At 69.7% G+C, this 13,138-nt stretch carries 13 protein-coding genes; 4 read left to right on the top strand and 9 right to left on the bottom strand.

The window, feature by feature from the left end; translation table 11 throughout:
• Nucleotides 1–7: 7 nt before the first annotated feature.
• Nucleotides 8–808 carry a thioesterase family protein gene (locus AC1MEY_RS11240; protein WP_480230706.1) on the bottom strand — a complete coding sequence of 267 codons (801 nt, stop codon included), beginning with the start codon at nucleotides 806–808 and terminating at the stop codon, nucleotides 8–10.
• Nucleotides 805–1,623 (bottom strand): RecB family exonuclease, encoded by an 819-nt coding sequence (locus tag AC1MEY_RS11235; RefSeq protein ID WP_480231424.1) that lies wholly within the window; start codon nucleotides 1,621–1,623, stop codon nucleotides 805–807. Before AC1MEY_RS11235 ends, AC1MEY_RS11240 begins: the two co-directional genes overlap by 4 nt.
• 170 nt (nucleotides 1,624–1,793) lie before the next feature.
• On the opposite strand from AC1MEY_RS11235, the gene AC1MEY_RS11230 reads away from it, so the two are divergent.
• Nucleotides 1,794–2,621, top strand: a complete 828-nt coding sequence (locus AC1MEY_RS11230; RefSeq protein WP_480230705.1) for a tRNA (adenine-N1)-methyltransferase — start codon at nucleotides 1,794–1,796, stop codon at nucleotides 2,619–2,621.
• Nucleotides 2,622–2,644: 23 nt separating this feature from the next.
• Here the strand turns inward: AC1MEY_RS11230 and AC1MEY_RS11225 are convergent, their stop codons facing one another.
• From AC1MEY_RS11225 to AC1MEY_RS11215, 3 genes are read right to left on the bottom strand one after another with little or no spacing between them, the layout of a single operon-like run.
• The gene (locus AC1MEY_RS11225; RefSeq protein ID WP_480230704.1) at nucleotides 2,645–2,941 is read right to left on the bottom strand and encodes a DUF503 domain-containing protein; all 297 of its coding nucleotides are present in this window, start codon (nucleotides 2,939–2,941) and stop codon (nucleotides 2,645–2,647) included.
• 7 nt (nucleotides 2,942–2,948) lie between these two features.
• On the bottom strand, nucleotides 2,949–3,476 hold the full coding sequence (lppK, locus tag AC1MEY_RS11220; protein WP_480230703.1) for a lipoprotein LppK: 528 nt from the start codon (nucleotides 3,474–3,476) through the stop codon (nucleotides 2,949–2,951).
• A gap of 9 nt (nucleotides 3,477–3,485) precedes the next feature.
• Nucleotides 3,486–3,977, bottom strand: coding sequence for an MTB12 family secreted protein (locus AC1MEY_RS11215; protein ID WP_480230702.1), 492 nt, complete (start codon nucleotides 3,975–3,977; stop codon nucleotides 3,486–3,488).
• A gap of 145 nt (nucleotides 3,978–4,122) precedes the next feature.
• Here AC1MEY_RS11215 and arc point away from each other — a divergent pair, with 145 nt between their 5' ends.
• The gene (gene arc / locus AC1MEY_RS11210; RefSeq protein WP_480230701.1) at nucleotides 4,123–5,964 is read left to right on the top strand and encodes a proteasome ATPase; all 1,842 of its coding nucleotides are present in this window, start codon (nucleotides 4,123–4,125) and stop codon (nucleotides 5,962–5,964) included.
• Nucleotides 5,965–5,986: 22 nt separating this feature from the next.
• Here arc and AC1MEY_RS11205 read toward each other — a convergent pair whose 3' ends face one another.
• Nucleotides 5,987–7,246: a hypothetical protein gene (locus AC1MEY_RS11205; RefSeq protein ID WP_480231423.1), complete on the bottom strand. Its 1,260-nt coding sequence runs from the start codon at nucleotides 7,244–7,246 to the stop codon at nucleotides 5,987–5,989.
• A 33-nt stretch (nucleotides 7,247–7,279) separates the two neighbouring features.
• Between AC1MEY_RS11205 and AC1MEY_RS11200 the strand changes: the two genes are divergently transcribed.
• Nucleotides 7,280–8,686, top strand: coding sequence for a sensor histidine kinase (locus AC1MEY_RS11200; protein ID WP_480230700.1), 1,407 nt, complete (start codon nucleotides 7,280–7,282; stop codon nucleotides 8,684–8,686).
• Here the strand turns inward: AC1MEY_RS11200 and AC1MEY_RS11195 are convergent.
• The 3 genes from AC1MEY_RS11195 to AC1MEY_RS11185 all read right to left on the bottom strand — a co-directional run bounded on the left by AC1MEY_RS11195 (nucleotide 8,647) and on the right by AC1MEY_RS11185 (nucleotide 11,448).
• Complete coding sequence (locus AC1MEY_RS11195; RefSeq protein WP_480230699.1) at nucleotides 8,647–9,336, bottom strand: response regulator transcription factor; 690 nt, start codon at nucleotides 9,334–9,336, stop codon at nucleotides 8,647–8,649. The two genes, AC1MEY_RS11200 and AC1MEY_RS11195, sit on opposite strands and share 40 nt — an antisense overlap.
• A 149-nt stretch (nucleotides 9,337–9,485) precedes the next feature.
• A complete protein-coding gene (mspA, locus tag AC1MEY_RS11190; protein WP_480230698.1) occupies nucleotides 9,486–10,121 on the bottom strand; it encodes a porin MspA in 636 nt (211 codons plus the stop codon).
• 154 nt (nucleotides 10,122–10,275) lie between these two features.
• Nucleotides 10,276–11,448 carry a hypothetical protein gene (locus AC1MEY_RS11185; protein WP_480230697.1) on the bottom strand — a complete coding sequence of 391 codons (1,173 nt, stop codon included), beginning with the start codon at nucleotides 11,446–11,448 and terminating at the stop codon, nucleotides 10,276–10,278.
• Nucleotides 11,449–11,560: 112 nt separating this feature from the next.
• On the opposite strand from AC1MEY_RS11185, the gene dop reads away from it, so the two are divergent.
• Entirely contained in the window at nucleotides 11,561–13,069 is a 1,509-nt protein-coding gene (dop, locus tag AC1MEY_RS11180; RefSeq protein WP_480230696.1) for a depupylase/deamidase Dop, read from the top strand.
• The last annotated feature ends 69 nt before the right edge of the window (nucleotides 13,070–13,138 follow it).

Here is a 13,138-nt window from a genome sequence, read left to right as displayed (position 1 = left end):
GTCCTCCTCAGCGGCGCTGCACCAGCAGCGTCTGGGCGGAGGTGCCGATGAACCCGCGGCGGTCGAAGACGTCGGCGGTGGTGACACCGATGCCGTCGGGTCCGATCGACCCGCGTGCGCGCAACGCGAAGTCGTTGCCCTCGGGCAGACGGTGCAGGTGCACGGTGGTGTCGGTGTTCATGAACAGGAACTCGGCGGGGTCGATCGCCGCGCCGACCCCGTTGGCGGAGTCGACGACCATGGTCAGGCGCTGCAGGTCCGACATCGGTTCGTCGTCGACGAGCGGCACCAGCGGACTCATCCACGACACCGCGGCCTCGCCCTCGGCGGTGACCTGACTGCGCCAGCTCACCGATTCGAGGTATCCGGGCGCGCCCATCCAGCCGTGGGCGTTCTCCCTGGCCTCGCCTTCGACGAGTGGGGGATGGCGGTCGGTGACGGCGTCGGTGGTGTCGCTGGTCGCGAGCAGCCAGGTGCTCAGCCGGGCGACGGCCCGGTCGGTGCCGTCGGGGCGGGTGGCGAGCATCTCGGCCGTCATCAGCGAGATGCGCGATCCCGGCCGGTCGACCCAGGCCCGAACCTTCACCGGCGCAACGGGAATGGCGCCCAGGATGTCCATCGCCAGCCGGCCCACCCGCAGACCCGGTGCGGTGTCCGCGGCCAGTTCCTCGACCACCTTCGTCATCAGCGCCAGCGGCGGCGAGCCGTGCTGGATCGACGGGTCCCAGTTGCTGGCCGTGCCCATGGTCGACTCGAACACCTGGAGGTCGCCGTCGGCGGGCAGCCGGCGGTAGTGACGGTCGATCATGCTGCGGGCTCCGTGACCTCGGGCCACCCCGGATAGGGCGGCGGCGTCCCACCGAACACCGGGCAGAACTCGTGATGGGCGCACCAGTCGCACATCCGCGACGGGTTCGGCCGGAAGTCGCCGGTCTGGCCGGCCGCCTGGATGGCCCGCCACATCGCCATCAGCGTCTTCTCGAACCGCTCGAGTTCATCCAGGTCGGGGCTGTAGTCGAGCACCTGCCGGTCGGTGAGGTAGATGAGCCGCAGCCGCGCGGGCAGCACGCCGCGCGAGCGCAGCAGCGCCACGGCGTAGAACTTCATCTGGAACATCGCCTTCGCCTCGGCCATGGCGCGCGCCGCGGGCGGTGCCTTGCCGGTCTTGTAGTCGACCACCCGCATCTCGCCGGTCGGGGCGACGTCGATCCGGTCGACGAAGCCGCGCAGCAGGGTGCCGTCGGCCAGTTCGACCTCGACGTGCTGCTCGCAGCTCTGCGGGTCGACCCGCCGCGGATCCTCGAGCCGGTAGTACCCCGACAGCAGTCGACGGGCCTGCTCGAGCAGTTCGGCCCGGAGTTCCGGTGCGAAGTCGACCGCCAGTTCCGGCTTCTCGCCCGAGATGCGGTCCCAGGCCGGATCGACGAGCGACATCGCGGTGTCGGGATGACGGTCGGCGGCGGGCAACGCGTAGAGCTGTTCGAGGGCGGCGTGCACCACCGAGCCGCGCACCTGCGCCGTGGACGACGGTTCCGGCAGTCGGTCGATCGCGCGGAACCGGTACAGCAGCGGGCACTGCTTGAAGTCGCTGGCCCGCGACGGCGACAGTGCCGGCCGCCGCATGGGCTTCACGGTCACCGCGGCCACCGGCGGCGCCGCCCGCTCCTCGTCCACGCGCTGCTCCTCTCCGGTCGGCTCCCGGCCGCCCCCGACGGCCGTGCTGCCAGGGTATGGCGCGGGTCGGACAACCCCGCGCACCGCATCCGGCGCGTTCGATGGCAGGCTGAGCAGCCGTGTCCACTACCGGTCCCTTCGTCGTCGGCGATCGCGTGCAGTTGACCGACCCCAAGGGTCGGCACTACACGATGGTCCTCGCGCCGGGGGGCGAGTTCCACACCCACCGCGGTGCCATCACCCACGACTCCGTCATCGGTCAACCCGAGGGCAGCGTGGTCAAGTCGACCAACGGCGACCAGTTCCTGGTGCTGCGGCCGCTGCTGATCGACTACGTGCTGTCGATGCCGCGCGGCGCCCAGGTCATCTATCCGAAGGACGCCGCCCAGATCGTGCACGAGGGTGACGTGTTCCCGGGTGCGCGCGTTCTGGAGGCGGGCGCCGGGTCCGGTGCGCTGACGTGCTCGCTGCTGCGCGCCGTCGGTCCCGAGGGCACGGTGACGTCCTACGACGTGCGCGCCGACCACGCCGAGCACGCCGAGCGCAACGTGGTGACGTTCTTCGGCGGACACCCGCCCAACTGGGACCTGCGCGTCGCCGACGTGAAGGACTACGACGGCGACCAGGTCGACCGCGTCGTGCTCGACATGCTGGCCCCGTGGGAGGTGCTCGACGCCGTGTCGGCCGCGCTCATCCCGGGTGGGGTCCTCATCGTCTACGTCGCGACGGTGACGCAGCTGTCGCGCACGGTCGAGGCGCTGCGCGAGCAGCAGTGCTGGACCGAGCCGCGGTCGTGGGAGTCGCTGCAGCGCGGCTGGGACGTGGTGGGGCTCGCGGTGCGTCCGCAGCACTCCATGCGCGGCCACACCGCGTTCCTGATCAGCGCCCGCCGCCTCGCGCCGGGTGCGGTGACGCCGGCGCCGTTGCGCCGCAAGAAGAACATCTAGTCGTCACCGCCGCCGGAGGCGGCTCAGTCATCACTGCTGCGTCGCAGCCCGCGCCGCGCGGAGAGCAACTCGATCTCGGGACGTGCGGCCACCATGCGCTCCGCGGTGTCGAGCACGTCGACCACGTGGCCGCGGTCGGCGGCCACCACAGCCACGCCGATCGCCGCCCGGCGGTGCAGGTCCAGCTCGCCGGTCTCGGCGGCGGTGACGCTCAGCCGGCGGCGCAGTTCGGCGACGATGGGACGCACCACCGACCGCTTCTCCTTCAGCGAGTGCACGTCACCGAGCAGGAGGTCGAACTCGAGCCAGCCGATCCACACGATCGGCTCAGCGGGGCGGAGTGGGTGCGGTGAGGAAGGGCAGGAGCTGGTCGGCGGTGCGGCGGGTGAGTTGCCACCCGTCGCGCATCGGACTGAACTCCATCGGATAGACGAATGGCGGGATCGCCGAATCGGCGGCGCCCAGCGTCATGGTGGCGGTCACGTTCCCCGGCTGCGCGGCCCAGGTCAGGTCGGCCGCCCGAACGGTCAGCGGGTCGTAACCGTTCGCGGCCAGGGCGTCGGCGAAGTTCACCAGCACGGGTTCGTCCTCGGCGGTGCCGTACTGGATGAGGCCGATCTTCTGGGCGGGCGGGACCGCCCGGTCGGCGAGGGTCGACAGCACACGCGTCAGCGTGTCGGGGGCGGGCAGCGGCGCGACGTCGGGGGCGGGCGCTGCGGCCGGGATCGACGTCGTGCCGCGCACGCGCGACGTCGCGGGCTCGGCGGACGGTACGCCGGTGTCGGCACACCCGCACAGCCCGAACGCCGCCACGAAGGTGACGGCGCTCAGGACTGCTGTCGTGGTGCGGTGCACCGGTGGGTGTCAGCCCACCGCTGACATCACGGACAACGCGGATTCCTTGGTGATCTGGTATCCGGTGGGGCTCGGGCCGGTGACGAAGACCACGGGCTGGGTGGCCGTGCCTCCGGTGGCGGCCGTTGCCGTGACGTTGGCCGTGACGACGGGGCCGTTCTGGTCGATGTCCACGACGGTGAACGTCAGGGGGAAGTAGCCCTTGGCGGCCGCGTCCTGGTACTTGCGGTCGGCCAGGCGGCTCTCGACACGCCCGAGGCCACCCTGGATGTAGGTGCCCTTCGAGGAGAAGGAGCCGGGGCCGGCGAGACCGTTGAGGGTCTGCGTCAGCGGCGCCTGCAGGTCGGGGGCGGGGGCCTGCGGCAGGGGAACGTCCCACACGACCGGGGTGACCGACGGCGCCGAGGCGAGCGTGCTGGACGCAATGGACGTCACACCACCCGCAGCTGCGGCCACCACGGCCGCCGCTGCCATGCCGGTAACGAGGGTTTTCAGGATCACGACGGACCTTTCGATGGGACCAACTCTTGACAGAGGCTAACAGTGTTGCTGGTGTGTCGAATTACTACACCGCACACGAAGACTGAATCGCCGGTAGCGTTGAAGGTGTTACTGCACCAACTTTCGGTGCGGGGAGGAGCCTGACATGAGTGAGTCGCAGCGTTCGGGAACGAACCCAGAAGACGACACCTCTCCACTGTCGAGCAGCGATGCTGCCGAGCTGGAGGAACTTCGCCGCGAGGCGGCGTTGCTCCGGGAGCAACTCTCGGAGGTCGCGAGCACGCCCAGCGCGTCGCGCAGCCCGCGCGACGTGCATCAGTTGGAGTCCAGGATCGACTCCCTCGCGGCGCGCAACGCCAAGCTCATGGACACGCTCAAGGAGGCCCGGCAGCAATTGCTGGCGCTCCGCGAGGAGGTGGACCGGCTCGGCCAGCCGCCCAGTGGATACGGCGTCCTGCTCGCCACCCACGAGGACGACACGGTCGACGTGTTCACCTCGGGGCGCAAGATGCGGCTCACGTGCTCGCCCAACATCGAGGTCGACGAACTCAAGCAGGGCCAGACGGTCCGCCTCAACGAGGCGCTGACGGTCGTCGAGGCTGGCAGCTTCGAGTCCGTCGGTGAGATCAGCACGCTGCGCGAGGTGCTCTCCGACGGCCACCGCGCACTCGTCGTCGGCCATGCCGACGAGGAGCGCATCGTCTGGCTGGCCGAGCCTCTCGTCGCCGCGGAGTTCCTGCCCGAGGGCGTACCGCTCGCCGACGACCAGCCCAACGACGACTCCCGGCCGCGCAAGCTGCGCCCGGGCGACTCGCTGCTGGTCGACACCAAGGCCGGCTACGCGTTCGAGCGCGTCCCCAAGGCCGAGGTCGAGGATCTGGTCCTGGAGGAGGTGCCGGACGTCAGCTACGAGGACATCGGCGGCCTGACCCGGCAGATCGAGCAGATCCGCGACGCCGTGGAGCTGCCGTTCCTGCACAAGGACCTGTACCGCGAGTACTCGCTGCGGCCGCCGAAGGGCGTGCTGCTCTACGGGCCTCCCGGCTGCGGCAAGACGCTCATCGCGAAGGCCGTCGCCAACTCGCTCGCCAAGAAGATGGCGGAGCTGCGTGGCGAGGACTCCCGCGAGGCCAAGTCCTACTTCCTGAACATCAAGGGCCCCGAGCTGCTCAACAAGTTCGTCGGCGAGACCGAGCGGCACATCCGGCTGATCTTCCAGCGCGCCAGGGAGAAGGCCTCCGAGGGCACGCCCGTCATCGTGTTCTTCGACGAGATGGACTCGATCTTCCGGACCCGTGGCACCGGCGTCAGCTCCGACGTCGAGACCACGGTCGTGCCTCAGCTGCTCAGCGAGATCGACGGCGTCGAGGGCCTGGAGAACGTCATCGTGATTGGCGCCTCCAACCGCGAGGACATGATCGACCCGGCGATCCTGCGGCCCGGCCGCCTGGACGTCAAGATCAAGATCGAGCGGCCCGACGCCGAGGCGGCGATGGACATCTTCTCGAAGTACCTGACCGAGAACCTGCCCGTGCATGCCGACGACATCGCCGAGTTCAACGGTGACCGTTCGCTGACGATCAAGACGATGATCGAGAAGGTCGTCGACCGGATGTACGCCGAGGTCGACGAGAACCGGTTCCTGGAGGTCACCTACGCCAACGGTGACAAGGAAGTCATGTACTTCAAGGACTTCAACTCCGGCGCGATGATCCAGAACGTCGTCGACAAGGCGAAGAAGTTCGCGATCAAGTCGGTGCTCGAGAGCGGCCAGCACGGCCTGCGGATCCAGCACCTGCTCGACTCGATCGTCGACGAGTTCGCCGAGAACGAGGACCTGCCCAACACGACCAATCCGGACGACTGGGCCAGGATCTCGGGCAAGAAGGGCGAGCGGATCGTCTACATCCGCACGCTGGTCACCGGCAAGAGCAGCAGCGCGAGCCGGGCCATCGACACCGAGTCCAACCTCGGGCAGTACCTGTAACCACCCACACCTGCCGGTCGCGTCATTCCGGCGAGCAGTCGCCAACTCCCCTGAATCCCGGTGATTCAGGGGAGTTCGCGTCTGGTCGCCGCGTGCGGGCTGGTCGGACACTGTTCGTTGACTGCTCCACGGCCAGGTAGGCGTCCCGGCCCGCGAGGCTGACGGCGACGTCGGCGATCAGCGGGTCGAAGAACCGTTCGCGGTAGATCGGGTCGACGCTGGTGCTCACCGTGAAGTACAGGCCCGACAGCACGGCCACGAACAGCGACATGTGCACCACGGTCTGCGGCACCGGCACGTGGACGCCGAACCAGGTTCCCGCGCAGGGCGGCTGACCCACCGCACACGCCTCCTCCGCCGACCACAGCACGGCGACGTCGTCGGGGACCGCGATACTGCCCAGCGCCAGGAAGAACGCGAACACCCCGGCGGTGAAGAACACCACCTGGATCGACTGCGACACCACCATCACCGCGACGACGTTGATCTGTTCGGCGCGGGACAGGGGAGTGCGCGGCACGGCGTCGCCTGCCACCTTTGCCAGCGGCGTCCCGGCGAGCAGCTCGGCGGTGTCGGTGTTCTCGGCGCGGTCCTCCCGCAGCGCGCGCACCTCGTCGCGGATCGTGGTGACCACGAACAGCAGCGCCACGAGGGCCAGGAATCCGATGACCTGCCAGAGCCGCTGCCGGCTCATCCGCGCGGCCAGCTGCCACAGCTCCCCGGTGAAGTACACGACCACGGTCAGCATGAGCAGCGGCAGCGCCCGGCCCATCAGCGTGCCGAGGGCACCGAACTGCACCCAGGCGAAACGGAACGCCCACGCGGCGATCGACCCGAAGCCCAGGTACGTCAACCAGACGGCGAGCAGGGTGATGATCACGAAGATCGGTGCCTCCGCGGCCGCCGCGCCCGTCCACCCGCTGACCGTGATGGGCATGACCACCACGAAGAGGGTCATGACCACCAGGGCGGCGCCCCGCCTGCCCGCCTCGCCGCGCGACGTGTCGAGCCGGTGCAGCAGGTACAGCCCGAACGGTGCGGCGAGCAGGATGACGCCGATGACGCCCAGCCGCAGCGCGTACCCGTAGTCGGGGCGGTCGCCGGTGACCTCGGCCAGCAGCATGGTGACCGCGGTCAGCGCGCCCACGCCGCTCACCGTCGGCGCCGACCGCGCGATCAGGTCGCGCGACCGGACCCGGCGGGTGAGGACCAGCGGCAGTCCGCGGTGCAGGAACCACTCGTGGATCTGCTTCGTCTCGAGGGCGTCGGACACGGCTGACATTGTCACCCGCCGCTGTGGTGGACTGACCCCACTATGGCGATCCGGAGGGCGAGGGGATTCACCTCGAGGTGGCCCATCTCGGCCGGTATCTCGGCGCGGTCGGCGTTCGTGGCGGCCTCGGTCGTGTTCGTCGCGCTGGCCGTCGCCGGCGCGGGCCTCGCCGCCATCCAGTACCGGACCCTGCTGTACGGCGTCGACAGCGCGGCGGCCTCACGGGTCGCGGCGGTGTCCGAGGACGTGGTGCGCGGGGGTCCCGACGCGGTGGCCCCGGAACTGCTCGAGACCGACGAGCGCATCGTCGCCGTCCAGATCATCGCCGCCGACGGCGCGGTGGTGCGGCGCTCACCGTCGGCACCCGAGACGGCGCTGCTCCCGATCGCGGAGGTGGGCTCGGGGCTACGCATCGGGATCCCGAACCGCTCCTCGCCGTACGGCAGCATCCGATTCAGCGCGCAGACCATCGACGGCGTCGCAGGCCGGTACACCGTGCTGGTGGGCGAGGGCAGCGCCACGATCGTGTCGACGCTGCGCAACGTCATCCTGGCGCTGGCGCTCGCCGCGCCCATCGTGATCGGTGTGTCCGGGCTGGCCACCTATCTGCTGGTGCGCCGGTCGTTGCGCTCGGTCGACGAGATCCGTTCGCGCGTGGCCGACATCACCACCTCCGACCTCGCCGAGCGGGTGCCGGTACCGGAGCGGCGGGACGAGATCGCCGCGCTCGCCGTCACGATGAACGAGATGCTGGCTCGCATCGAGGCGGGGCACGCCGCGCAGCAGCGCTTCGTCGGCGACGCCTCCCACGAACTCCGCAGCCCGTTGACCACGATCATCTCGGCCCTCGAGGTGGCCGTCGCACACCCGGAGGTGTTCGACACCGACCTCGCGACCTCGACGCTGCTGCCGGAGACCCAGCGGATGAAGGTCCTCATCGACGACCTGCTGCTGCTCGCCCGCGCCGACGAGCGCGGGCTGACCGTCGCGCGCGACGACGTCGACCTCGACGACGTCACCGCGGCCGAGGTGGACCGGCTGCGTCGCGGCACGACGCTCACCGTGCGGACCGACATCCGTCCCGCGCGGATCGTCGGTGATCCGGCCGCGCTGTCGCGGGTCCTGCGCAACCTGCTCGACAACGCTGCGCGGCATGCGGTCTCGCGCGTCGAGGTCACGGTCGCCCCGCAGGCCGACGCGGTGACGGTGGAGGTGTTCGACGACGGTCCGGGCATCCCGGTCGACGACCGCGTCCGCGTGTTCGACCGGTTCGTGCGGCTCGACCCCGACCGCTCGCGCAGTGGCGGCGGCACGGGTCTCGGGCTGGCGATCGTCCGCGAGATCGTCGGCGCGCACGGCGGCACGGTGGTGATCGGGGACCGCGACGGTGCGGGCACCTCGGTCGGGCTTCAGCTGCCCTTGACGGCGCCGCCGGCGTCGAGGCGGTAGCCGACGCCGCGGATCGTCTGAATGGTGCTGGTGCCGAACGGGATGTCGATCTTGCGGCGGACGTACCCGACGTAGACCTCGACGACGTTGTCGGCGCCCTCGTAGTGTGCGTCCCACACGTTCTGCAGGATCTCGGTCTTCGTGACCACGGAGTCCTTGTTGCGCATCAGGAACTCGAGGAGCCCGTACTCGCGCGGGGTCAGCGAGATCGGGGTGGCGTCGCGCTGGACCATCCGGCGGGACGGGTCCAGGGTCAGCGATCCGGCGGTCAGCACCGCGGGCCGCTGCGGCGCCGAACGCCGGACCAGCGCACGCAGTCTGGCGACCAGCACGATGAACGAGAACGGCTTGGTCATGTAGTCGTCGGCGCCGAGGTCGAAGGCGTCGGTCTGGTCGTACTCGCCGTCCTTGGCGGTCAGCATCAGCACCGGCGTCCAGACGTCCTTGGTGCGCATCCTGCGCAGCACCTCGTAGCCGTTGAGGCCGGGCAGCATGATGTCGAGGACGATCACGTCGAAGTCGTTCTCGACGGCCTGCCAGAGGCCGTCCACACCGTTGTGCGCCTCGACGACGACGCATCCCTCGGCGCGCAATCCGATGGTGAGCGTTGATGCCAGTAGTGGCTCGTCCTCGACGACTAGAACCTTCATCCCACCGGTGATTCTGCCATCCGGCCGGGTCCGGACACGAAGCCGGCGCACCACGCCGCCCGTGTCCCCGCATGCCAGGGAGGTCAACGCAAGGCATGCGGGACGAGCGTGCGTGGCGCGCCGACGGTCGAGACGGCTTGCCGCAGTGGCTAGTTCATGTTCCAGGGCTCGCCGTAGGTGGTGACGCTGTCGCCGGTGCTCGAGATGAGGCGAGCGAACGGACGCAGCAGCACGCCACCGGCAGCACCGGTCACGGTGCCGTGAGCGTTGGACACCGCGACGGCACCCTCGGCACCGGACACGTCGACCGAGAACGTGGCGACTTCCTGGATGCCGGGGCCGTTGCCCAGGTCGGCGCTGATCGACACACCCGGGAAGAGGTTCGGGGTGATGACCGATTCCAGACCGAACGGCGGCGCGGTGATGTTGCCGTCGTCGATCAGGATGTTGGGGGTGGTGTAGGAGAAGTTGATGCCCACGCCCAGCGACCAGGGGAAGCCGATCTGGTAGCCGAGTTCCAGGGTGCCCTCGAACTCCTCGGCGCCGGGGCCGGCGACGATGTACTTGGCCTTGCCGGAGTGGAACCACTCACGGGTGAGGCGGTTGCGGTCCAGCGGGAACACGCCGTTGAGGAACGTGTCCCATTGCTGGATCGTCAGCGTGCGGTCCTTGCCGTCGACGAGGCTCAGCTCGTTGTCCAGCCCGGCGTGTGAGGTGCCGGTGCTCGCGAACAGCGCCGCGATGGCCGCGATCATTGCGATCAGCACCCGACTGAATGCCTTCATGTTCTCCCTAGGTCTTCTCTGGCTCCCGCCGCGCGGCGGCCGGTGACTCCGTGCAGGACGTCACTGCCGAACGACGTCGATCGGCAGGGCGCCGACCTTTCCAAAGATTACCTGTGAGATCGCTGAGTAAAGGTTAATTTTCCGAGTCGCGGTGTTACGCGGAGCCGCCGCGCAGTCGCGCGACGTACGCCCGATACCTGTTGCGCGCCACCAGCAAAGCGCGAAGGTCGTCGATCAGGGGGTCCAGGAACTGCTTGCGGTACTCGCCGTCGCCGACCGACCGCGCGCTGACGTACATGAACGTCAGCGCACCCAGGAACATCGACACGTGGATGAGGGCCTGGGGGACGGGCAGTGTCATGCCCAGCCAGGTGCCCTGCCACGTCCCGTCCACGGTGAGGCGGGTCAGCAACGCGGGCGTCAGTGCGATCAGGCCCATCACCAGGAAGATCACCGATGTCAGCGCCGCCACGACGGCGATCTGGACGAACTGCGAAGCGGCCACCACGAACACGACGTTGGACCGCTCGCTGCGGGACAGCGGGGCGACCGTGCCGCCCTCGGGGTCGGGCAGGGCGGCGAACGGGGTGTCCTCCAGACGCGTGACGTCGACGTCGCGTACGCCGTCCGACGACAGCATCGGCCGGACCCGTTCGACGACGCCGGTGAAGACGAACATCCCCGCCAGTGACGCCATGAAGCCGATCAGCAGCCAGAGCCTGCCGCGGCTGATCGTCGTGGCCATCGACCAGACCGGACCGTTGAAGAACACCAGCACCGTCAGCAGGAGCACCGGCAGCGCGCGGGTGATCAGCGCGCCCACCGACCTCAGGTGGGACAGTGTCAGCCGGATCGACCAGCCGACCACCGAACCCACGCCGCTGCCGTTGATCAGCAGGACCACCGCGATCGCCGCCAAGGTGGAGGACAGTTCGGAGACGATCGCAGCCGGCCTGCCCGCCGCGGCGTCGACGAACGCGAGCGCCACCAGGGCGATCGCGAGCACGATGCGGCGCGCATGCCGGGTGGCCAGTCGCGACGTCCACCACGCCCCGGCCCCGGCCAATGGCAGGACGACGAGCAGGACGCCCACGATCAGCCATTCGGCGGGGGTCGGGTCGGCGTCGATGTCGATGTACCCCCCACCTGAGGCGACGGTGACGACGCGGACGGCGACGAAGACGATCGCCAGTGCGGTGAGGGCGGGCGCACTGCGCCACCACAGCCGCCGCCAGCGCGCCCGCGGGGTCAGCACCGACGGCAGCCCGAAGCGCAGGAACCACTGCTCGGCCGCGACGCGGTCGCCGGCCGGGGTCGGGGCCGTCACCCGGCGAGCCCGTGGAACGGCGTGGTGTGCGTCGGCGTCGTACTCATCGTCGACCACTGCACCAATCAACCGCGCTCACCGCAAGGAAACACGGGTAGTTAGGCTCGACCTCATGCAACGGATCATCGGTACCGAGGTCGAGTACGGCATCTCTTCGCCGTCGGATCCGACCGCGAACCCGATCTTGACGTCGACGCAAGCCGTGCTGGCCTATGCGGCGGCCGCCGGGATCCAGCGCGCCAAGCGGACCAGGTGGGACTACGAGGTCGAGTCGCCACTGCGCGACGCCCGCGGCTTCGACCTGAGCCGCGCGTCCGGCCCGCCGCCGGTGATCGACGCCGACGAAGTCGGCGCGGCCAACATGATCCTCACCAACGGCGCCCGGCTCTACGTCGACCACGCCCACCCCGAGTACTCCGCGCCCGAGGTCACCGATCCGATGGACGCGGTCATCTGGGACAAGGCCGGGGAGCGCGTCATGGAGGCGGCCGCGCGGCACGTCGCCAGCGTCCCGGGTGCGGCGAAACTCCAGCTCTACAAGAACAACGTCGACGGCAAGGGTGCGTCCTACGGCACGCACGAGAACTACCTCATGTCGCGCCAGACCCCGTTCTCGGCGATCATTGCCGGGTTCACGCCGTTCCTGGTGTCGCGTCAGGTGGTCACCGGATCGGGCCGCGTCGGCATCGGACCGGCCGGCGACGAACCCGGCTTCCAGCTGACACAGCGTGCCGACTACATCGAGGTCGAGGTCGGCCTCGAGACCACGTTGAAGCGCGGCATCATCAACACCCGCGACGAGCCGCACGCCGACGCCGACAAGTACCGCCGCCTCCACGTCATCATCGGCGACGCCAACCTCGCCGAGACGTCGACCTACCTCAAGGTGGGCACCAGCTCACTGGTTCTCGACCTGATCGAGGAGGGCCCGCAGCACGGTCTGGACCTCTCCGACCTGACGCTGGCGCGGCCGGTGCACGCCGTGCACGTCGTGAGCAGGGACCCGTCGCTGCGCGCGACCGTCGCGCTGGCCGACGGCCGGGAGCTGACCGCGCTTGCGCTGCAACGCATCTACCTCGACCGGGTGGCCAAGCTGGTCGACGCGCGCGACCCCGACCCAAGGGCCACGCACGTCCTCGAGACGTGGGCCGAGGTGCTCGACCTGCTCGAGCGCGACCCGATGGAGTGCGCGGAGATCCTGGACTGGCCCGCCAAGCTGCGGTTGCTCGAGGGCTTCCGGCAGCGGGAGAACCTGAGCTGGTCGGCGCCGCGGCTGCACCTCGTCGACCTCCAGTACTCCGACGTGCGGCTCGACAAGGGGCTCTACAACCGCCTGGTGGCGCGGGGTTCGATGCGCCGCCTGGTCACCGAACAGCAGGTCATCGACGCCGTCGACAACCCGCCCACCGACACCCGCGCGTACTTCCGCGGGGAGTGCCTGCGCCGCTTCGGCGCCGACATCGCCGCCGCGAGCTGGGACTCGGTGATCTTCGACCTCGGCGGCGACTCGCTGGTGCGCATCCCCACCCTGGAGCCGTTGCGCGGGAGCAAGGCACACGTGGGGGCGCTGCTCGACTCGGTGAACAGCGCCGCTGAACTGGTGGAGCAGTTGACGAACTGATGTGCGAGTCCAGCCCGGCTGATCGGTCGGGCGACCGGTAGGGTGAAGAGACTGGCGGGCAGCTCACGA

The organism is Mycobacterium sp. PTI7, from assembly GCF_056679845.1.
Note: the sequence above shows the minus strand (reverse complement) of the source record. Positions and strands in the feature narration are given on the sequence as shown.